The organism is Acidithiobacillus sulfurivorans (assembly GCF_018853815.1).
In the GTDB taxonomy this organism is placed as follows: Bacteria; Pseudomonadota; Gammaproteobacteria; order Acidithiobacillales; family Acidithiobacillaceae; genus Acidithiobacillus; species Acidithiobacillus sulfurivorans.
In genome coordinates this window covers 1-21,193 of the sequence record NZ_JAAOMP010000165.1, presented here as the reverse complement: position 1 = coordinate 21,193, position 21,193 = coordinate 1, and the positions used below count along the sequence as shown (strand labels likewise).

Sequence of the window (21,193 nt, the reverse complement as noted above, 5' to 3'; positions counted from 1 at the left end):
GCGAGTTCTCTCCTGACAGCAGGATGAGCCTTAGAACAACAGGCAAGGGACGTTGGAGCAAAAAGCTTCCCGGCCCACCGCCGTGTTCTGGATCAGGAAACCGGCTCGGCTGGTTCCTCGCTCCCACGCAAATCCTTGGCCAGCACCATATACATGGCGGGAACGACGAACAGCGAGAATAGCGCGCCAATGCCCAAGCCGGTGAAAATCACCAGACCCATTTGGAAACGACTGACGGCGCCGGGTCCATTCATGAGGAGCAAGGGGAGAACCCCGAGGACCATGGCACCGGTGGTCATCAGAATCGGACGCAGACGAATACTCGACGCCTTTTCTACAGCGGCACGTTTGCCCAATCCTTCGTGGCGCTGAATTTCATTGGCAAACTGCACAATCAGAATACCCTGTTTGGCAATCAAACCGATCAGGGTGATCAGCCCCACCTCCGTGTAAATGTTGATGGAGGCCAGCCCCAGGCTGACAAATATCAGCGCACCACTAATGGACATGGGCACGGTAATCAGCACAATCAAGGGGTCCCGGAAACTTTCAAACTGAGCCGCCAACAGCAGGTAAATCAGGATGATAGCCAGCGCAAAAGTGGTCAGCAATCCACCACTTTCCTGCATGTACTCGCGCGACTGGCTGGCATAGTTGACTGAAAAGTCCTTGGGCATGATTTTTTCAGCCGTGCTCCGGAAGAAGTTCAGGGACTGCCCCATGGTGACTCCCGGCTTGGGAACCGCCTGAATGGTGACCGAGTTGAGCTGTTGAAACTGCGGCAGGAACTGGGGTTCAATCTTGGTTTCGATGGATACGACCGTTGACAGGGGCACCATTTGACCCGTCGCCGTGGCAATATAATAGTCCCTGAGGGCCTCCGGATCCGTGCGGAACTTGTCCGGCACCTGGGGAATAACCTTGTAGCTGCGTCCCTGCATATCAAAGCGGTTGACATAATTGCCGCCCAGCAAAGGTTGCAGATCCTGGGCAATTTCCGCCATGGTCAAACCCAGATTAGCGGCTATGTTGCGATGGATTTTCAGCACCAGTTCCGGATTGTCAATGCGCAGGTCCTTGGTCACATAGAAGAACATGCCACTTTGGTAGGCCTTGGCAATGACCTGATCAGCTACCTGATCCATTTTATCGTAGCTGCCGGGGCTCTGCAGAACAAATTGTACCGGCAGGCCGCCCGCAGATCCGGGTAACGGTGGCGGCAGGAAAGAGGCTACCTGCAGTCCAGGTACGCTTTGCAATTGCTGCTGCAATTTCGGCTGAATCTGCATGGCTGTAACCGAACGATCAGACCAGTTGGTCAAACGCATGCCTGCAAAAAGGCTGTTGGTTCCACCACCGCTGCCGACGGAAATTCCAGTGACCATGAAGGTCGCCTTTTTTTCCGGGTAGTTATTGAACACCTTCAAAATCTGTTTGCCGTAATGAGCCAGCCGGTCCGGGGTGATAGTCGGACCGCCAGTGCCTGCATTGAAAATAATGCCCTGGTCTTCCTGGGGGGCCAGTTCCGATTTGGAAGTGGAGAACAGGAAGTAAATGCTGCCGAATACGACAATGGCAAAGAGCATGACTACGGGCACAAAATTCAGGACACCGTGCAGAATACGATCATAAAAACGTCTTAAACCCACAAAGCGCTGATCGATGAAGTGTTCAAAGCCGTGTTCCTTGGTGGGTTTCAAGACTTTGCTGGAGAGCATGGGCGACAGCGTCAAAGCCACAATCATGGAGATCAGTACCGCCGCCACCAGGGTAAAGGCAAATTCTCCAAACAGACTGCCCGTCAGACCACCCATAAAGCCAATCGGCGCAAACACCGCAATCAAGGTGGTGGACATGACGATAATGGGACCACCCAGTTCACGTCCGGTCAGCAAGGCGGCATCAAAAGGGCTTTTGCCTTCATCAATATGCCGATGCACGTTTTCTACCACGATAATGGCATCATCCACCACCAGCCCAATGGCTAGAACCACTGCCAGCAGAGTCAGCAGATTGATGGTGAAGCCCATGGACCACATGATCAGGCCCGCACCGACAATGGACAGGGGAATGGCCACGGCCGGGATGACTACCGCCCGGAACGAACCCAGGAAGAGGAAAATGACGAGTACCACCACTGCCAGAGTGATACCAATGGTCATCACGACTTCATCAATGGAGGCCTGAATAAAGGCGCTGGCGTCATAAGGAATTTCTTCGTGCATACCCGGTGGCAGACTTTTTTTGAGTTTTGCCAGAGAGCTTTTAACACCCGCTGCTACATCCAAAGAGTTGGCAGAGGGTGATTCCTGAATACCGATGAACGCTGCCGGTTTACCATCATAAAAGGCCTGGGAATCATAATTTTGGGCACCGAGTTCAACATGGGCAACATCTTTTAGGCGAATCAGGGTGTTACCCGACTGCTTGATGACCAGGTCGCGGAATTCACTGACATTGTGCAAGCTGGTAGTGGCAACAATGGTGTTTTGTACGGTTTTACCCCGGGTCCGACCCACCGCCGAGATAAAATCATTGGCTGTCAACGCTTGAGAAACCTGGGCAGCGGTCACATTCAGTGCGGCCATTTTTTGCGGGTTCAGCCAGACGCGCATGGCATAGGTGTTCCCGTTGCCGGCACCAGGGGGCAAAATCTGGGCCTCACCGACACCATGTACCGAGGCCAGACGCGGTTGCGCCACGCGCAGCAAATAATCAGTAATTTGTTGCTGACTGAGCTGATCCCCGTAAAAAGCGATATACATCAAATCTGTTGTGTCGCCCACTGTGACATTGATCACGGGCAACTGGCTACCCGTGGGCAACTGATCAGTCACCTGCTGGACTTTGGACTGAATGTTGGCCACTGCGGCACTGGGGCTGTAATTCAGCTTCATGTACACCGTAATGGTGGAGGACCCCTCCGCACTGTTGGAGGTCATGTAGTTGATATCCGGGGCGCTGGCGATGACCTTTTCAAGCCGTGCGGTAATAAAGCCCTGCACGGTGCTGGGACTGGCACCGGGGTAAGCCGTGGTGACGGTGACGACGGTGTTGACCAGGGCCGGATATTCCCGGACGGTCATCATGGTGTAGGCATGGAGACCCAGCAGGAAAATCACCAGACTCAACGCCGTGGCGAGTACCGGGCGACGAACAAAAATATCCGTAAATTTCATGAGCTAGCCTTACGCGTCGTGACTGATGGTAACAAGGCTGCCATTGACCAGTTTGACCTGACCGGCGGTGACGATTGTGTCGCCTTGCTTCAATCCAGAGAGTATTTCCACCATGCCGTCGCGCTGCTTGCCGGGTTTGATGACCTGTTGCACGGCAGTTTCCTGGGTTTTGCCATCCTTTTTCTCTTTATGAATGACGTAAACATAATCGCCAAAGGTGTTATAGGAAATGGCAGATACTGGAATGACCAGAACTTTTTCAGTGGTATCGCGCACCACCGTCAACTCCCCGAACAGTCCTGGCCGGAGCTGATTTTTGGGATTATCGATGGTGGCTTGTACTTCTATCTGCCGGGTAGTGCTGTTGACGGCAGAACCCAGAGCCGTCACTTTTCCGGAAAAGGTTTGACCGGGCAGGGCGTCGGTTTGGATCTGCACCGGAGTCCCGGCCTGAATATTCTTGAGATCGCTTTGCGGCAACGTGAAGTTGGCGTAGAGCGGGCTCCAGGACTGCAGGTCCACTATTTTGGTGCCGGGAGTCAGATACTGGCCCACATTCACCTGGCGGATGCCGAGATAACCACTGAAGGGCGCGCTAATGGTCAGTTTGTTCAGCGTCGCCTGAATATCCTTGATGGCAGCCTGATCCGTCTGATAGGTCGCCTGGGCTGAATCCAGCTGGGCCTGGCTGGCGGCCTTGGTGGCGATTAACTCTTTGGTACGCTGCAAATTGCTGGAAGCCAGTCGCAGTTGCGCCTGATCACTGGCCAGTTGGGCCAGTTGCGTAGAATCATCAATTTGCACCAGCGGCGTACCGGCCTGTACATATTGACCGGAGTGAAATCGAATCGCGGTCACATTACCGGCAATTTGTGGAGAGACCTCCACACCCTGAACGGCCGCCAGCGAGGCGACGGCGCGCAGCTGCGGGTGCCAGTGGGCAATTTCTGCTGTTGCAGCACTCACGGTGACTACCGGCTTGGGCATGTGCGCCATCGCTTCGGCAATTTTGCTGTTGACGAAGGCTTTAAACCCAAAAATTCCGCCAAAAACAATCAGCAGGCCAATAATGACAATCACAAATGCTTTTTTCATATTTCAGTCTCCGCAGAGGATGGCTGCGATCAATAAAAAGGTTTAAGAATGGGTAGGTGTGGTCGCTGACTTCTGATCCGGCTTGTTCCACCAGCCACCCCCCAAAGCCACGAGTAATGCGGCACTATCCTGATAACGCAGGGATTGTGTCTTGATCTCGGCAATTTTGGCGGTGTTGTACTGGACTTCAGCCGTCAGCAGGGTCAGATAATCACTGGCACCGGCGCGGTAACTGGCCTGCGCCAGTTTGAGTGCTTCCCGGGAAGCAGACAGCGCCTCACGCTGGGCGGCGAGGGCCTGGGCATCATGTTCCACTGCCCGCAACCCGTTGGCCACCTGATCAAAAGCATTGAGCACGGTGCTGCGGTAGTTGGCGTAGAGTGCGTCATAGGCAGCATGTGCCTCGGCTTTCTGGGCTTCCAGTTTGCCACCTTCAAACAAAGGCTGGGACATGGACCCGACCAGGCTCCAGATGCTGCTGACGGGGTCAAAAAATATGTTGGGATTGCTGGCGGCATTCCCGAATGCGGCCGTCAGCTTGACGGTCGGATAAAACTGCGCGCGCGCTTCCCCTATCTGCGCATTTGCCGCTTTCATCTGGGCCATTACGGCGCGGATATCCGGTCTTTGCTGGAGGAGTTGCGACGGTAAGCTGACGGGCAGTTTTTCCGGCAGTTTCAGATCGGTCAGCGTAAAATTCTGGCGTTTGGCATTCGCAGGAAATGCCCCAACGAGAATGGCGAGTTCATGGCGATAGACGGCCAGCTGCTGTTCCAGCGGCGGCAGGGTGGCGGCTTCACTGGCCATCTGACTTTTTTGGGTCATGACGGTGCTATAGTCGATGGCACCGGCACGATACTGATTTTCGGTCAGTTCCAGCAGCTTTTTTTCGTGGGCGATGATGGCCCTGGTAGCCTGGATTTGTTCTGCGGTAGCCGCTTCATCAATGGCGGTGGTGACAATATTGCCGGTAAGGGTCAGTTTTGCGGCTTCCAACTGCCACTGTTGGTATTTCACCAACTCTTCGCTGTTGCGATAGACCAGGCGATTAACACCAAAAATGTCCGGGTAATAAGACACCCCCAGCGACCCGTTGATCAATGAGTAATGGATACCCCCACTGCCACCAAAAGTGGCGGCCGTGCTTTTGCTGCGAGTGGCCTGCAGGGTACCAGTTACCTGCGGATAAAAAATGCTGGCATTGGCACGCGCTGTGGCTTGGGCTTCACGCATTTGGGCCTGGGCAGCCGCAATGGTCGGACTGTTTTTCAGCCCCACGCTGATGAGGGTATCCAGGGCTTTGGAGTGGAACAGCTTCCACCATTGTTCATGCAGCTCGGTGCCATACTGGATTTCCTGCGCTGATCCGGCTAAGCCACCAGGCGCTATGGTTTTTACCGGACTTTTGCCCGCCGTATAAGCCATTTTGTCGGAAGGCGCGGGCGGCACCCGTAGCTTGGGTTCAAAGCTACAGGCCGCCAGACTGCTGGCAACACCAAGGGCCAAGAGGGCCGCAATGGGTTTGGGTAGTGGTTTGTGCACTAAAAATTACCTCTCAGAGGTCTGAACCGACCGGTCAGTATAATGGCTATTATTGGCAATTCTGTCAAACTCGGGCCTGTTCAAGCTATAGAACCATGACGGGCATCCTCTACGGTCACCCCTGTCCAGTCATTCAAGCTAAATTGTGGCATGAATATAGAGAGTTACAAAATGCTACAGAACGCTTGATTCTTGCAGAATTTCACCCCATATTAACTTGGCAACATTTTTATTGGGGGGAGCGAATGAATAAAAAATTTTTGGGAACAAGCATCCTGCTTGTCAGTTTAGTCACGGCACCATTAGCATGGGCCGAACCTTCTGTCACTCAGGTGACGCAAGCTATTCAAAATGGTCATCTGGATCAGGCACAAAGCATGATGCAGGAAGTGCTGACTACGCATCCTAATTCTGCGGAGGCGCAATACCTGGAGGCGAGAATTCTGGCACGTCAGGGTAAATGGTCGGAAGCCGCAGCGGCCCTGCAGAAATCTGAACAACTGGCTCCGACCATGCCTTTCGTCAAGCCGGAAGTCTTGCAGAAATTCAAAAAATTCGTGCAGAGTCATAGCAAGGCTGTGACCAGGCCGGCGGCTGAAAAAAAGAGTCCCTGGGGCTCCGCTTTGGTCTTTTTTCTGGGCCTGATTGTGTTGATTGTGGCGATCTCCATGTTTTTACGGCGGCGCCGGCAGAGTGCACAACTGATGTATCGGGGTGGGCCGACCCCGGGGCCGTTTGGCAGCATGAATGGTGGCTATGGACCGAATGGTCCGGGATATCCTGGTGGTCCGATGGGGGGAATGCCCCAACAGGGTGGTGGCTTGGGTTCTAATCTCGCATCGGGAATTGCTACCGGTGTCGGAGTGGGTGCCGGGCTGGCTGCCGGGCAGGCGCTTGCCGGAAGTTTGTTTGGCGGTCACGAAGCTGCCGGAGCACAAGCTAACGCATCGGGCAATGACGATCTGGGCCTGACCGATAATTCCTGGGGTAATGATCAGTTAGCCAGTAATGATGATTTTGGCATGGATGATGGCGGTGATGGCTGGGGCTGACCCTTTGTTATTTGATTAAAAAGAAAGGGCGACTGGATAAGTCGCCCTTTTTGCTTTCTGGCTGGTCGGACCCGCTGTAATGCATCCATCCTGATTGTCAGTTTCTGATTTCAGGGCAGTGCATATCCCCGGCGCCGCAACACTTCGGAAATGGTCAGCAGTGGCATTCCCATCAGGGCGTTGGGGTCTGCACCTTCCATTTTTTCCAGCAGACTGATCCCCAGACCTTCAGAACGTAAACTTCCAGCACAGTCGAGGGGCTGATCTTTTTCAATATAGCGACGGATATCCTCCGGGCTTAGTGCGCGTAAGGTTAGAGAGTAGGGAACGATGAACTGCTCCGCGCCGCTGGCATCCGCTATGGCAATACCATTGAGATATTCGACCCGACGACCTTGCAGCCATTGCAGTTGCTCTTCGGCCCTGGCAACGGATTCTGGCTTTCCCAGAACTCGTCCGGCGCAACAAGCCATTTGATCAGCGCCGATAACCAATGCTTCAGGGTGGCTGGCTAATACGGCTTGCGCCTTGGCCAAAGCCAGGCGCGCCACCAGCTGTTCCGGGGTTTCATCCGGAAGTGGGCTTTCATCAACGTGGGAAGCTACGCAGCGAAAGGGAATTTGCAGACGCTGCAGCAATGCCTTTCGGTACGGGCTGGTGGAGGCCAGAATCAGTTCAGGTAGCAACATGAAAAGTTTTTCAGCCTGTATTGCGTTGTCCGGCCGCTATGGCGTTGATGGTTCGCAGCAGGGGGTCCAGCCATATTTCCCGGAATTCCGGTGGTGCATCATCATTGCGGTAACGGCGGAGCAGGGCGAGCTGAATATGATTCAGGGGTTCCATGTAAACATTCCGACGCTGCAAAGAAAAAGCGAGACCAGGATTATCGGAAAGCAGCTGCTCGGTTCCAGCCATGACCAGCATTTCTCCAAGGCTCAGCTCAAACTCCTGGCGGATTTTCTGGAAAACCGACGTGGCGAGCTCCTGATCAAGCGGTAAACCGGCATATTCTCCTGCCAGGGCCATGTCGGTTTTAGACATGGCCATGCTAATGTTGCCCATCAGGGCGTGGAAAAAAGGCCAGTGCTGATACATGTCCTGAAGAATTTCCAGCCGTTCGGGTTTTTCCACCCGCCATTGGGCAATAGCAGAACCCAGCCCGAACCATGCCGGAAGAATATGGCGTGACTGTGCCCAGGCAAATATCCAGGGAATCGCCCGGATGGAACCCATGGAACGGTCACTGCGCTGCCGGTGTGAGGGGCGTGAGCCAATGTTCATGTGCGCTATTTCATTCAGCGGGGTTGCTTCGTAAAAATAATCCAGAAAACCCGGGGTATTTTCCGTAAGGTCACGATAGGCCTTTTCACCCAAATGGGTGAGCTCCGTCATGACCTTGAGATAAGCCGGGTTGTCGGGGGTAACCGGGCGTACCAGGCCGATGCTGGCTTTGATGAGGCCGGCGGTGCCGACGGTTAACTCGTATATGGCGGTTTCGAGATTGGCATATTTGAAGGACAGGACTTCACCCTGTTCAGTAATCTTGATTTGTCCACGAACGGTATCCGGCGGTTGCGCCAGAATGGCTTCATAGGTGGGACCACCACCGCGACCAACGCTGCCGCCACGACCATGAAACACGCGAATTTGAATATTACGTTTGTCAGCAATGGCGGCTAGGCGCAGTTGGGCCTGATATAGTGACCAACTGGACGATAAAATGCCGCCGTCCTTACAGGAATCGGAGTAACCGAGCATGACCTCCTGGGTGTTTTCCTGGCTACTGAGGATTTCGGTATAAACCGGGTTATCGAGAAGCGTGGATATGACCGCATCCATACGCTCCAGATCGTGAATGGTCTCAAACAGTGGGGTGACGGCAATTTCACTGTAAAGTCCCTGTCGAGACCAGCCTGCCAGCCCGAATTCCTTGGCCAGCACCAGTACTTCGAGGATATGACTGGCTTCGTGGGTCATGGAAATTACGTAATTTCCAAATCCGGAAGCACTGACCTCGCGGCGAAGTTGGGCGATACAGCGAAACATGGCGCAGGTTTCGGCAGCCAGTGGTGAAAGCTCAGGATGCTGCTCAACCAGCGGACCAGGCCGTTTGAGGGCTTCGGTCAGGGTTAGCAGTCTGGCTTCTTCAGGCATTTCAAGATAACCGGCAAACCCCGGGACATCTGCGTATAGTTCAGAAATGGTTCGGGAATGCACGGTGGATTCCTGGCGAATATCGAGATTAGCCAGGTGAAAACCGAAAGTCTGCACCAGCCAGACTATATCCTGAATATCATGATCGGCGATGTAATCATCATTGTGACCGCGCAAGGAGTCACGGACGAGCAGCAGGTCATCCAGAAAGGCTTCTGCTGATCCATAAGCCGGACCAGCGGATTCATTCATGATCTGGCCGTTTTCCAGTTGCCGCAGGCGCAAATCCAGCCGGGTCATCATGTAGCGCAGCTTGCGGCGATAGGGTTCGCTGGGGAAGCGCTGATCTACCCATTCGGCCAGTTCCGGAAAATCATCGGCGTCGCGCTCCAGAGAGGCGAGCAGGACCGGCGAAATGCCGCAAAACCGGCTGGAATGCCCCAACAGTTGATAAAGCCCGCTAAGCCGTTGCTGATATTCCTTGAGGACCTCGACACTCTGGGTGCGCAAGGCCCAGCTGGTAATGGCGGCGGTGACGTTGGGATTGCCATCCCGATCTCCGCCAATCCATGAGCCAAAGCGAATAAACGCGGGAATATCGATGTCATCGTTGGCAAATACCCGTCGAGCCGCCCGACGGGCGGCACGATAGGTCATGGGTACGGCTTTGAACAGGCTGTCGCGAAAGAAGAATAAACCGTTCTCCACTTCATCCTGAACTTGGGGTTTGTTGGTGCGGACTTCTTCGGTTTCCCAGAGGATCTGGATTTGTGCCCGCAAATTGTCGGTGACTTCTTTTTCTTCTTCGTCGCTCAGGCTGGGGTCATCAAGCGTTTGGCTGACCACGAAAATACGGCGCAGTCCATGCAGGACCGTGCGCCGTTTGGATTCGGTGGGATGCGCCGTAAAAACGGGGAGATAACGGGTCTGATCAAGCAAAAACTGAATTTGCCCGGGGGTGATACCTTGTTGCTGAAGGGCACGGAATGTTTCTTCAAAGGAGCCTGTCCACAACCCGTCGCCTTTTTGCAGGAGGCGGCGGCGTTGCAGGTGTTGGGATTCTTCTTCGGCAATGTTGACCAGGCTGAAATAGGTGTTGAAGGCACGAATCACCAGCACCAGATCATCCTGGGGCAAGGCGTCTATGAAGCGGGCAAGTCGTTCCCGCAGGCGCTCATCTTCTTTTTTATGGAGGCGGATATAGCCTTGGCGAAGCTGTTCAACGGCGTTGAATACCCGGGTGCCAGCCTGCTCGCGCAATACTTCACCGAGCAGATTACCCAGTAATTTCACGCGACTGCGGAGTGCCTTGTCGTTGATGGCGGTTTTTTCCACTTATCCGTCTCCTTAAATTCATGATCTTTCCACTGTCAAGCCCATCTGGACGACAATCGGATTTTACTTCTAAGCTAATGGCAAGCAGGCTGCAGGTCAATCATTCATGGCTGGATCGCTGGCCGCAGTCGCTCCAGCCCATCATGAATATGGATGAATCAGTGGACCTTATAAGCATGGCTTTCCCGTCTATTTTGAGCTAGTCTAAGTTCCATGCAGTGAAATCTGTCCCGCAGACTTTTCACTAACCTAGAAGCGCCATGAAGCATAGTCAAGGAGATAAAAAATGGCCGGTCAACAAAAAGGACAAATTCTTCAGGATCCTTTTCTTAATTTGCTGCGTAAGGAACATGTTCCCGTCGCGATCTATCTGGTCAATGGGATCAAATTGCAGGGATTTGTCGAATCCTTCGACCAGTTCGTTGTTTTGTTGCGGAATAATGTCAGCCAAATGATTTACAAACATGCCATTTCTACGGTGGTTCCCGGTCGTGATGTGCGCTTGCCTTTGCCTGAGGGCGAAGGTGAGGTGACGGCGACAGAAGAAGAGGCCTGATTCTGACCCATAGTGCAGTTGCAGTAGACGCGCCCCGTGAGCGGGTCCTTCTGGTCCATGTGATATTACATGGCGAAGTGGATCTCGACGACGGGGCCGAATTTTTTCATCTGGCTACTGACAGCAATGCGGATGTTCTGGAATTAATCCCTGTGACCCGCAATCGCCCCGATCCGGCAACTTTTATTGGCAGTGGCAAAGTGCAGGAACTGGCCGAAAAAGTGCGGGAAACGGCAGCGGATCTGGTTTTGTTTGACCGCTCGTTGAGTCCGGTGCAGGAGCGCAATCTGGAACGGGCCTTGCAGTGCCGGGTGATTGATCGGGTCGGGTTGATTCTAGATATTTTTGCACGGCGTGCCCGTACTCACGAGGGCAAATTACAGGTGGAGCTTGCCCAGTTGACCCGCTTGCGGACGCGCCTGATTCGAGGCTGGACTCATCTGGAGCGGCAACGGGGAGGCATTGGCTTGCGTGGTCCCGGTGAAACGCAGCTGGAGACAGACCGCCGCCTGATTGGTGATCGTATTCAGTCCCTGCGGCACAAGCTGGTCAAGGTGGCTGCCCATCGGGCGACCCAGCGCCGGGCCCGGCAGCGCGCTCCGTTGCCAACCGTGGCTTTGGTGGGCTATACCAATGCGGGTAAATCCACTTTGTTCAATGCCCTGACCGAGCGCAGTAATTATGCGGCAAATCGTTTGTTTGCGACCCTGGATCCGGCTATTGGTCGTTTGCAGGTTGCCGGGCAGGATGCGGTTTTGCTTGCCGATACGGTGGGCTTTATGCGTGACTTGCCGACGGATCTGATTGCTGCATTTCGCGCAACACTGGAAGAGGTGAATCAGGCGCAATTGCTCTTGCATGTAGTAGATGGCAGTGCGGTGGACCGTGATACGCAAATGGCTGCAGTTGAATCCGTCCTTAAAGAAATTGCAGCGGATTCTCTGCCGGTGCTGGTGGTCTTCAACAAAGTCGATATGACGGGTGAAGCGAGCGGAGGCCTGTATGATGCTTCGGGAACGTTGATTGCGGTGAATGTCAGTGCCGAGAGCGGTGCAGGTCTTGATGCGTTGCTGCAAGCTATTCTCGAACGGGTTGGTCGCTCTATTTTGCGCGTCGAGCTACTGTTGAGTCCTGAGGAAGGCGCTTTGCGTGCCTGTTTGCATCGTCTGGCCAGTGTCATTGACGAGGATTTTGACGAGGAAGGTAAAACCCGGATGGTTTTTGATATTGATGATCTGGCATGGCGTCGTTTGCGCGCGCAAATGCGTGACAATGGTTGTCAGGCGCAGGACCCGACCTCTACAATACCCGAAATAATCAAGGAAGGAGATTGGTATGCCGTGGAGTGATCCGGGCGGAAACGGAAACAACAACAACAATAATAACCCCTGGGGACGGCGTCCCAACCCACAAAAGCCTGCTTTTGACATTCAGAAAATTACGCAGGAATTGAAAAAGCTGGGTGCTTTATTGGGGTCCGGCAAAGGGCGGGGTTCTGGCGGTCCCAAGTGGGATCCGCGCTGGCTGCACCGTTTGCCCCTTATTATCATTGGCATACTGATTTTATTCTGGATTGCATCGGGTATTTATATCGTTGGACCCAATGCGGAAGGCGTGGTGCTGCGTTTTGGCAGGGAAGTCGGCATTACCCAGCCGGGCCTTCAATATCACTTGCCCGTGCCTTTTGAAAGCGTTTCCTTACTCAGGACCGCCGAGAATCAGCGGATTGTTTTGGGCTATAGTGGCGCCGTGGATACCCTGAATCCTGGGATGATGCTGACGGCCAATGGTGACGTGGTGGATGTTCATTTTGCTGTGGATTACCGTATCAGTAATGCCAGTCATTACCTGTTTTCCAACACTAATCCGGAGCAGTTGATTCGCTATGCGGCTTTGTCTGCCATGCGCAATGCCGTGGGGAAAAGCCAATTGAATGCCCTGATGCAGGTGGATCAAAGCGCCATGGCCCAGCAGATCCAGCAAAGTAGCCAGAATTTGCTGACGGGATTACATGCTGGCGTGACGATCAACTCAGTGCAGATTCTCAGCATTCATCTTCCCAAATCGGTGCAGGCTTCCTATACCGACGTGATGACTGCCCGCGAGGATATGGCTAGATCCCGGCGTGAGGCGGAAGCCTATGCCAGCGGTATTATTCCCAAGGCCAAGGGCGATGCTGCCACTATGGTGACGGCGGCCGAAGCCTACAAGTTGCAGGTGGTGGATCGTGCCAAGGGTGATGCTGCCCGCTTTACGGACTTGCTGCAGGCGTATCAGAAGAACCCCCAGGTGGTGAGTGAGCGGATGTACTTGCATACCATGCAGGATATTCTCGGCAGTACTCAAAAAGTCATCATGGATAGTCATGGAAAAGCAGTGATTTATTTGCATATGCCCGAAAAAACTGCCGTTCAGCCCAATGCGAGCACACGCTCGGTAGAGTCGGCCACCGCCGCAGATCGCAGTACTGCCCCTGTCGCCACTACCGACAGTGCTGCCAGCCAGCCGGTGCTGCCGGTTTCAGGAGCGCGCTCATGAAAAACGGGATATGGGCGGTACTGATCGTTTTTCTCGCTGTGCTGCTGTTGGCCTCTGCCAGTTTTTATACGGTCAATCAGTCACAAAATGCTTTGCTCATGCAATTTGGCCAGCAAATCGGTGTGCAGAAGGCCCCCGGTCTTTATTTGAAATGGCCGGTTCTGCAAAACGTGGAGTATGTGGATAAGCGGCTGCAAAATTACAGCCCGCAACCGGAGTCCTTTTTAACCCAGGACAAAAAGCCTCTACTGTTGAGTTATTTCGCTGAATGGCAGGTTGTGAATCCTGGAATTTATTATGCGCGGCTGCATGATCAGGCTAACGCCCAGACCCAGATTGGCGATGCGCTTCGTGCCGCTTTACGCAGTCAAATTGCGACGATGTCCATGGCGATGCTTATTGCTGCCCGGCAGCAGGAAATTTCCAGCCCGGTTATGCAGGCGGCAGGCCGGCACTTGTCAACTTTTGGGATTCGCCTGGTGGACTTGCGGATTTTGCAGGTAGGCTTGCCCCCGGAGCTGCTGCAGACGACTTACAAGCGCATGGAAGCGGAACAAACTCAGCAGGCCAATACCTACCATTCCCAAGGCAAGGCTGATGCGGAACAAATTCGTGCCAGCGCCGAGAAAGAAAAAACCAGTATTCTGGCTGATGCTTATCGTCAACAGGAACAAATCAAGGGGCAGGGTGATGCCGAAGCGGCCTCCATTTACGGAGATGCTTATGGTAAGGACCCGAAATTTTTTGCCTTTTATCGAAGTCTTGAAGCGTATCGTCACGCTTTGAGTGATAAAACCGTGCTGGTACTCAATCCGGATTCTCCATTTTTCAAATATTTTCGGCATTCCTTGAATGAGGCGGGAAAATAATGCGCACCGAAAACCATCCGACCTGGCTTTTACCCAGCGGTTTCGAGGATATTCTGCCTGCACGTACAGATGCTCTTGAACATTGTCGGCGCAGTCTTTTGGATCGCTATGCACTGTGGGGCTACCGTCAGGTAACGCCCCCTTTGGTGGAGCATCTGGAAAGTTTGCTCACCGGTAGCGGTGCTGAACTGGACCTGCAAACCTGGAAACTGTTGGATCAGGATAGTGGTCGTCTGGTAGGCCTGCGCTCGGATATGACCCCGCAGATGGCCCGTATCGACGCCCAGACCTCGGCTTCCGGGGAAATTCGTCGGCTGGCCTATGCCGGGACAGTTTTGAAGGCACGTCCTGACTTGCTGGGTGGCAGCCGGGCACCCTTTCAGGTGGGCGCTGAGTTGTTTGGCGTCGCTGGACCGGAAGGGGATCTCGAAGTATTGTCCCTGATGGTGGAAAGTCTGCGCCACTGCAAGGTCCCCAACCTCTTGCTGGATATTGGTCATGTCAGTATTCCCAGGGCCCTGGCTGATGCGGCCGGCCTTGCCACTACTCAGCGCAATGATTTGTTGCGGCATGTAGAACGCAAGGCCTGGCCGGATGTTCGGCACTGGCTGCAAATTCATGGCGCAGGACAAAGCCTTTGTGCAGATTTTGATGCCCTGGCCCGTTTGCAAGGGGATCATGATGTATTGGGTCGTGCGCGTCAGCAGTTGGGTCATCACCCGGCCATTTGCAAGGCCCTGGATGATCTCCATTTTGTTTGGGAAGCACTGCGCTTGCGTTACCCGGATCTCGACATTCAATGTGATCTTTCGGAAATTCGTGGTCATCTCTACCATACTGGCCTGCTGTTCTCTTTATTCGGGCCGCAACGCGGAGAAGCGTTGGCTCGTGGTGGACGCTATGATGACATTGGTGCAGCATTTGGACGTCGTCGCCCGGCAACCGGTTTCAGTCTGGACCTGAAGCCTCTGCTTCGGGAACTTCCAGAATCGCGCAGGAGCCAGCATATCTGTGCGCCTGCTGGCAGCGATCAGGCATTATGGAAGGCTATTGCCGAGCAACGTCAGCAGGGGCATGTGGTGGCTCAGGACTTTCTGACAGGCGAATTCCCGGATGAAGCGCAGTTGAAAAACCGGGGTTTTGATGCCCTTCTGGAGCATTCTTCTGCGGGTTGGGTGTTGCGTTCCCTGAATGTACGTTAAAACTATTTTCCATTTTATTGGCGGAGTGCTCCGTGTCTGATAAGTCAAATGTGGTCATCATCGGTACGCAGTGGGGTGATGAAGGAAAAGGCAAAATTGTGGACTGGTTAACCGAACGGTGCCAGGCGGTTGTGCGTTTTCAGGGAGGGCATAACGCCGGACATACGCTGGTGATCGGCACACGCAAAACCGTGCTGCATCTCATTCCTTCGGGGATTCTGCGCGCTGGTGTGTCCTGCTTTATTGGTAATGGCGTGGTTCTGGATCCGCTGGCGCTTTTTGCTGAGCTGGATGAATTGCTACCCGTGATGCCTGATGCCCATGCGCGTCTTTTTGTTTCGGATGCCTGTCCGTTGATTATGCCCTATCACAAAAGCCTGGATCTGGCTCGTGAGCATGCCAAAGGCGCTGCAAAAATTGGTACGACCGGTCGTGGAATTGGTCCTGCGTATGAAGATAAGGTAGCGCGTCGCGCCCTGCGGGTGGGTGATCTTTTTCACCGCGAACGCTTTGCCGCAAAGCTGGGTGAAGCGCTGGATTACCATAATTTTGTGCTTCAGCATTATTTCAAGCAGAAAGCAGAAGATTTTGATGTCATTCTCGATCAATATCTGAGTCTGGCAGAACGGCTGGCTCCCATGGTAGTTGATGTATCCGTGCGTCTTGCACAGTTGCAGTCAGAAGGTGCAAGAATTTTGTTTGAAGGCGCACAGGGAACCTTGCTGGATGTGGATCATGGAACCTACCCCTATGTCACTTCTTCCAATACGATTGCGGGTGCGGCTTCCGCCGGAAGTGGCGTCGGGCCGGCTGAACTGGGTTATGTTCTGGGTATTACCAAGGCCTATACCACCCGCGTAGGCGCCGGTCCTTTTCCCACCGAGTTGTTCGACGAAACCGGGGTGTTTCTGGCGGAACGAGGGGCGGAAGTGGGCGCGACCACAGGGCGGGCCCGGCGTTGTGGCTGGTTTGATGCGGTTGCCTTGCGCGCTGCCTGTCGAGTGAACGGGGTGACCGGTTTGTGCATGACCAAACTGGATGTACTGGATGGTCTGGCGGAAATCCGGGTCGCTGTGGGTTATCGGGTTAAGGGCGTGGTGCAGGATGAACTCCCTTCCGGTGCTGAAGCACTGGCGGCCTGTGAACCGGTTTACGAGACTTTTCCTGGCTGGCAGGAATCTACTGCCGGAGTCCGTCGCTGGGAAGATTTGCCCCAGACAGCACGCCAGTATCTGGAGGCTATTGCCGAGCGTGCCGGGCGGCCTCTGGCGATCATTTCAACGGGTCCTGACCGGGAGGATACCATTCTCCTGTCCGGGGTGTTGTGAACAGGAAATATAAAAAAGGGCAGACCCTGAAGTCTGCCCTTTGCTTTTGGTACCGGGGACTGGATTCGAACCAGCACAAGCTTTCGCTCACTAGGACCTGAACCTAGCGCGTCTACCAATTCCGCCACCTCGGCGTGGACGGAATGATCTTTGATTAAGGAGTGGTTGTCAATGCCTGAAAACCAGGAGCCCGCAGCACTGAGTGAACGTGATCCCATGTTCGAGCGGGAAAAAGAAAAATATGAACGTCCTATCGTCAGTCGGGAATACATTCTTCAGTATCTGGAAGAAGCTGGACAGCCTCTGACCCTGGATGACTTTTTTGCCGAGCTTGAAATCGGGGAAGAAGATCAGGAAGCCTTGCGCCGTCGCCTGCGTGCCATGGAAAGGGATGGTCAGCTGGTGCGCAACCGACGCGGAGCCTACGGCATTATCGAAGCCATGGAATTGATTCGGGGGAGTGTCAGCGCCCATCCCGATGGCTTTGGTTTTTTGATTCCTGAAGCCGGTGGCAAAGACCTTTTTTTATCACCCCGGGAAATGCGCAAGGTTTTTCATGGCGATATTATTCTTGGCCGGGCGGTGGGCGAAGATCGGCGTGGACGGATTGAAGGTACGGTCGTCCGCATCCTCGAACGGGCTCTGAAACAGATTGTGGGGCGTTATTTTGCTGATGGTGGCAATCATTACGTGGTGCCTGAAGATCGGCGGATTCCCCATGAGTTCGGGGTTGTGGAGGGAGGCGAACTGGCGCCGGTTCACGGGCAGATTGTGACGCTGGATATTACCCAGTATCCGGATGGTCGCAATATGCCTCAGGGATCTGTCGTGGAAATTCTCGGCGAACACATGGCACCCGGTATGGAAGTGGAGATTGCGGTACGCAATTACGGTCTTCCTTATCAATGGTCGCAGGCAGTTCTGGACGAGGCCGCGCGTTTTTCCGAAGTGGTACCCGAGGATATGAAAGAGGGCCGCCGCGATTTGCGTGATCTTCCTCTGGTTACCATTGACGGTGCCGATGCCAAAGACTTTGACGATGCGGTTTTTGCGGAAGAAATTGTCGGCGGTTTTCGCCTCATTGTCGCCATTGCCGATGTGGCCAGTTATGTTCAGTCGGGCTCCGCTCTGGATAAAGAGGCGGTTGCCCGGGGAAATTCCGTGTATTTCCCGCGTCGGGTCATTCCCATGCTGCCGGAAATCCTTTCGAACGGTTTGTGCTCTTTGAATCCGCATGTGGATCGACTTTGTATGCTTTGCGAAATGGAGATGAATGCGGCCGGTGAGGTTCAGCGCTTTCGTTTTGCCCGGGGGGTCATGCGCTCCCAGCGCCGCTTTACCTACGACGAAGTGGCCGCCATTCTTGAGGGGGATGAGGCATTGCGTACCCAGGATGCAGCTTTGGTGCCGCATCTGGAGGCGTTACATCGCCTGTATCAAAGTTTTGCCGGGGCCAGGGAGCGAAGAGGGACCATTGAGTTCGATTCCCAGGAAACGCGCATCATCTACAATGACCAGTTACGCATTGAAAAAATTGTCGCCGTTACCCGTAATGTTGCGCATCGTATTATCGAAGAATGCATGCTCGCGGCCAATGTGTGTGCTGCCCAGTATTTCCGGATTCATGACCTGCCCATGTTGTACCGGGTACATCCAGAGCCTTCCGCAGACAAGCTGGAGGATTTACGCCGTTTTCTGGGAGAGCTTGGGGTACCCTTGCGCTTGCCGGAGCGTCCGCGTAGCGCCGATCTGGCGAAGATCATTGAAGAAACCCGAGACCGTAGTGATTCCAGTCTGATTCAGACCGTGATTTTACGAAGTCTGTCGCAAGCATTTTATACGGTAGATACCGGAATGCACTTTGGTTTGGCTTTTCCGGCTTATACCCACTTCACCTCACCCATTCGCCGCTATCCCGACTTGGTGGTTCATCGCGGCATACAGGCATTGCTTGATGCGGGTACCCAGGAACCTCGCTGGTTGGCTAAAAAAGAACTGCAGGAGTTGGGGCAGCATTGTTCCATGACCGAGCGCCGTGCAGATGAAGCCAGTCGTGAAGCGGTCAACTGGCTCAAATGTGAATTCATGATGGATAAAATCGGCGAAACATTTACCGGTATTATTACCGGGGTGACCGGTTTTGGCTTGTTTGTTGCCCTGCGCGAGGTGTATGTGGAAGGTCTGATTCATATCAGCACCCTGGGTGAAGATTATTTCCATTTTGATGCGCAGCATTACCGTATTATTGGAGATCGCAGTAAGGAAACATTCCAGCTGGGTGACGCCATTGAAATCCGGGTGATGAATGTCAACCTGGACGATCGTAAAATTGACTTTGAACGAGCCGTGCCAGAAGGACAAGCCACGGGTGGTAAAGCCCGTCGTCCCCGGCGTTCACGCAAGGAGTCTTCCTGATTATTGCGGGATGTCTGGTAGCCGGTGGCGCGTCAGGCGGTTTTCAGGAATTCTCTGATGTTTTCCGTGCCTGTTGAGAAAACAGCGCGGTTGCCACATCGCGTGGATAGGTGAAAACGGCAGAAAGCATGAGAATAGTGGCCACCAATAGCAAAATCGTGAAAATTCCAAAAGTAATGCGCAGGCCATAGCCATTTCCACAATGTTGGAGTTGGCAATGGCTTTCAGAAAAGTGGGTGGATACCCAACCAAAGGCAAAGGGTGCGGCGGCTTCAAGAATATACCGCAAGGATATTCGAATCCCTTCTGCACGCCCCCAGAGCCGTGAGTGCATAATATCCAGTCGCGCGGCATCCAGCGTGGGATTGGTGGCACCCAGTGCTGCAGACCCCCCAAACAACCAGATAAATTCGAGAACCTGATGGTTGGTATTCAGGGCCAGCAGAAAAAACGGAATGGTGAGCAGGAAGGCTATTCCAGTAACCCATACTCTTGCAGTAATCAGTCCTTTGCGTAGTAACCAGTCAGCTATCCAACCGCTGGCGATCACCCCGCCAATGCCGCCTAAACCCGCACCGACAAAAAGACTGCTGGCTGCCATGGTATTAATGTGAAAGCGTTGGGTGAGATAAAGAATGCCGAAAGCCAGCAGTCCGGTAAAATAAAAATACCCGGCGGAGGACGCGGAAATCAGTATCACATTGCTGGGAATGCTGAGAATGGTTTTTGCGGCCCGAAACCAGTGCCATTGGGTGGGGTCTTCCGGCAATATCCTTTTGCTGAACGGTTGAATCGATTTTTTGCGAATATCTTCGAGCAAATAGCGCCTGTTCTTTTGGGGTGTTTCTTGGGTCAGTTCTAAAGCGAGTTTATCCATATTGTTGCGTTGGGGTTCGCGCATGCCTTTCCATAATAAATAGGCAAGGAGGATCGCTATAATGGCCAGTACAAAAAATACCGTGCGCCAGTTGCTGAGTGTGTTGACGGTGCCAGCCAGAATCATGCCGATACCTGCTCCCAATAATTCACCGCCGACAATCAACCCGAAGGCTCGTCCACGCCATGAGGGTGGAAATAAATCCCCCGAAAGAGAAGCAATGACGGGACCAACGGAAACTCCGGCCGCTCCAGCCAGCATTTGCGTCAGCAGGAACCAGTTATAGCCGGGACTGATCCCACTCAGGATCATGGCTATTGCCCATAAAACAATCAGTTTTATGAGTAATGGAACACGGCGTTGGCGGTCACCGAGAATACCCACGGGCAGAGCTGCTGCAGCGCCGGTGAGTATGGAAGCGGTAGATAGCAGACCATAATCAATGTTGCCGATATGCATGCTGCTTTCCAATGCCGGCGCCACTGTACCCAGAGCGGCCAGATTGAGACTGGCGAGGCCCTGAGTAAGCGCCAGCAAAATGATGGCCCGCAGTCTGGGTATGGCATTCAGCCAGCTTTTTTCCTGTTGAAGCAGTGCTTCAACAAGTTTAAGGGGATTTAAATATGTATGCTGGGTGAAAGTATGACGGTTTTTGTGGATGTTCATCACAAATGATGCGCCAATTCCCGGGAGAGCCTTTCCAGTAACTGGCTCATGGCAGCAGCTTGCGCTGTGGGACTGGAAGGGATATTGCTCCGATAAAAATGACTGCGTCCCTGGGTTTGGAGATGCCCGTCGGGCATGCGGCTGATAAACCAGTCGGCCTGCAAAAAGACCTTGCCATCATTGCTGGGGATGAAACTCTGGACGTTGATTTTGACGAGAAGATAAGGACCATTCGGTACGGGGTCACCAGGCATGAGCACGGTTTTATCCGGTAATTCGCTCGCCAGATCCTGGGCCAGTGCTTTTTGCGCCATACCGCCCAGAGGCGCCGCCCAGCGGACATGACCGGCAACGTCCAGACGATGTTTACCCTGGAGCGTGGTCA

The 21,193-nt window shown here is 53.7% G+C and carries 15 protein-coding genes and 1 tRNA gene; 8 read left to right on the top strand and 8 right to left on the bottom strand.

Annotation, left to right across the window (positions count from 1 at the left end; genetic code table 11):
* Positions 1–92 precede the first annotated feature (92 nt).
* The 3 genes from HAP95_RS15455 to HAP95_RS15445 are packed head-to-tail and all read right to left on the bottom strand — an operon-like array spanning position 93 to position 5,816.
* The gene (locus HAP95_RS15455) at positions 93–3,179 is read right to left on the bottom strand and encodes an efflux RND transporter permease subunit (protein ID WP_215885026.1); all 3,087 of its coding nucleotides are present in this window, start codon (positions 3,177–3,179) and stop codon (positions 93–95) included.
* A 9-nt stretch (positions 3,180–3,188) separates the two neighbouring features.
* Positions 3,189–4,274 carry an efflux RND transporter periplasmic adaptor subunit gene (locus HAP95_RS15450; RefSeq protein ID WP_215885025.1) on the bottom strand — a complete coding sequence of 362 codons (1,086 nt, stop codon included), beginning with the start codon at positions 4,272–4,274 and terminating at the stop codon, positions 3,189–3,191.
* A 42-nt stretch (positions 4,275–4,316) separates the two neighbouring features.
* Positions 4,317–5,816, bottom strand: a complete 1,500-nt coding sequence (locus HAP95_RS15445) for an efflux transporter outer membrane subunit (RefSeq protein WP_215885024.1) — start codon at positions 5,814–5,816, stop codon at positions 4,317–4,319.
* A gap of 245 nt (positions 5,817–6,061) precedes the next feature.
* Between HAP95_RS15445 and HAP95_RS15440 the strand changes: the two genes are divergently transcribed.
* Entirely contained in the window at positions 6,062–6,868 is an 807-nt protein-coding gene (locus HAP95_RS15440) for a tetratricopeptide repeat protein (protein WP_215885023.1), read from the top strand.
* 110 nt (positions 6,869–6,978) lie between these two features.
* Here HAP95_RS15440 and HAP95_RS15435 read toward each other — a convergent pair whose 3' ends face one another.
* Complete coding sequence (locus tag HAP95_RS15435; RefSeq protein WP_215885022.1) at positions 6,979–7,557, bottom strand: Maf family protein; 579 nt, start codon at positions 7,555–7,557, stop codon at positions 6,979–6,981.
* 10 nt (positions 7,558–7,567) lie between these two features.
* Positions 7,568–10,357: a phosphoenolpyruvate carboxylase gene (gene ppc, locus HAP95_RS15430; protein ID WP_215885021.1), complete on the bottom strand. Its 2,790-nt coding sequence runs from the start codon at positions 10,355–10,357 to the stop codon at positions 7,568–7,570.
* Between the two features lie 286 nt (positions 10,358–10,643).
* On the opposite strand from ppc, the gene hfq reads away from it, so the two are divergent.
* The 6 genes from hfq to HAP95_RS15400 are packed head-to-tail and all read left to right on the top strand — an operon-like array spanning position 10,644 to position 16,850.
* Positions 10,644–10,913, top strand: coding sequence for an RNA chaperone Hfq (gene hfq / locus HAP95_RS15425; protein ID WP_010636787.1), 270 nt, complete (start codon positions 10,644–10,646; stop codon positions 10,911–10,913).
* The gene (hflX, locus tag HAP95_RS15420) at positions 10,910–12,262 is read left to right on the top strand and encodes a ribosome rescue GTPase HflX (protein ID WP_226832845.1); all 1,353 of its coding nucleotides are present in this window, start codon (positions 10,910–10,912) and stop codon (positions 12,260–12,262) included. The genes hfq and hflX overlap by 4 nt, the downstream gene beginning before the upstream one ends.
* Complete coding sequence (gene hflK / locus HAP95_RS15415; protein ID WP_215885020.1) at positions 12,249–13,451, top strand: FtsH protease activity modulator HflK; 1,203 nt, start codon at positions 12,249–12,251, stop codon at positions 13,449–13,451. The genes hflX and hflK overlap by 14 nt, the downstream gene beginning before the upstream one ends.
* Complete coding sequence (gene hflC / locus HAP95_RS15410; protein WP_215885019.1) at positions 13,448–14,320, top strand: protease modulator HflC; 873 nt, start codon at positions 13,448–13,450, stop codon at positions 14,318–14,320. The genes hflK and hflC overlap by 4 nt, the downstream gene beginning before the upstream one ends.
* Entirely contained in the window at positions 14,320–15,522 is a 1,203-nt protein-coding gene (locus tag HAP95_RS15405; RefSeq protein WP_215885018.1) for an ATP phosphoribosyltransferase regulatory subunit, read from the top strand. The genes hflC and HAP95_RS15405 overlap by 1 nt, the downstream gene beginning before the upstream one ends.
* Before the next feature lie 32 nt (positions 15,523–15,554).
* Positions 15,555–16,850, top strand: coding sequence for an adenylosuccinate synthase (locus HAP95_RS15400; protein WP_215885017.1), 1,296 nt, complete (start codon positions 15,555–15,557; stop codon positions 16,848–16,850).
* 47 nt (positions 16,851–16,897) lie between these two features.
* Here HAP95_RS15400 and HAP95_RS15395 read toward each other — a convergent pair.
* Positions 16,898–16,984: transfer RNA gene (locus HAP95_RS15395), tRNA-Leu, on the bottom strand.
* A 37-nt stretch (positions 16,985–17,021) separates the two neighbouring features.
* Here HAP95_RS15395 and rnr point away from each other — a divergent pair.
* On the top strand, positions 17,022–19,265 hold the full coding sequence (rnr, locus tag HAP95_RS15390; RefSeq protein WP_215885016.1) for a ribonuclease R: 2,244 nt from the start codon (positions 17,022–17,024) through the stop codon (positions 19,263–19,265).
* 43 nt (positions 19,266–19,308) lie between these two features.
* Here rnr and HAP95_RS15385 read toward each other — a convergent pair whose 3' ends face one another.
* Positions 19,309–20,808 carry an MFS transporter gene (locus HAP95_RS15385; RefSeq protein WP_215885027.1) on the bottom strand — a complete coding sequence of 500 codons (1,500 nt, stop codon included), beginning with the start codon at positions 20,806–20,808 and terminating at the stop codon, positions 19,309–19,311.
* Positions 20,808–21,193: PqiC family protein (locus HAP95_RS15380; protein ID WP_215885015.1), on the bottom strand; the 386-nt coding region annotated here is incomplete at its 5' end. The genes HAP95_RS15385 and HAP95_RS15380, both read right to left, overlap by 1 nt.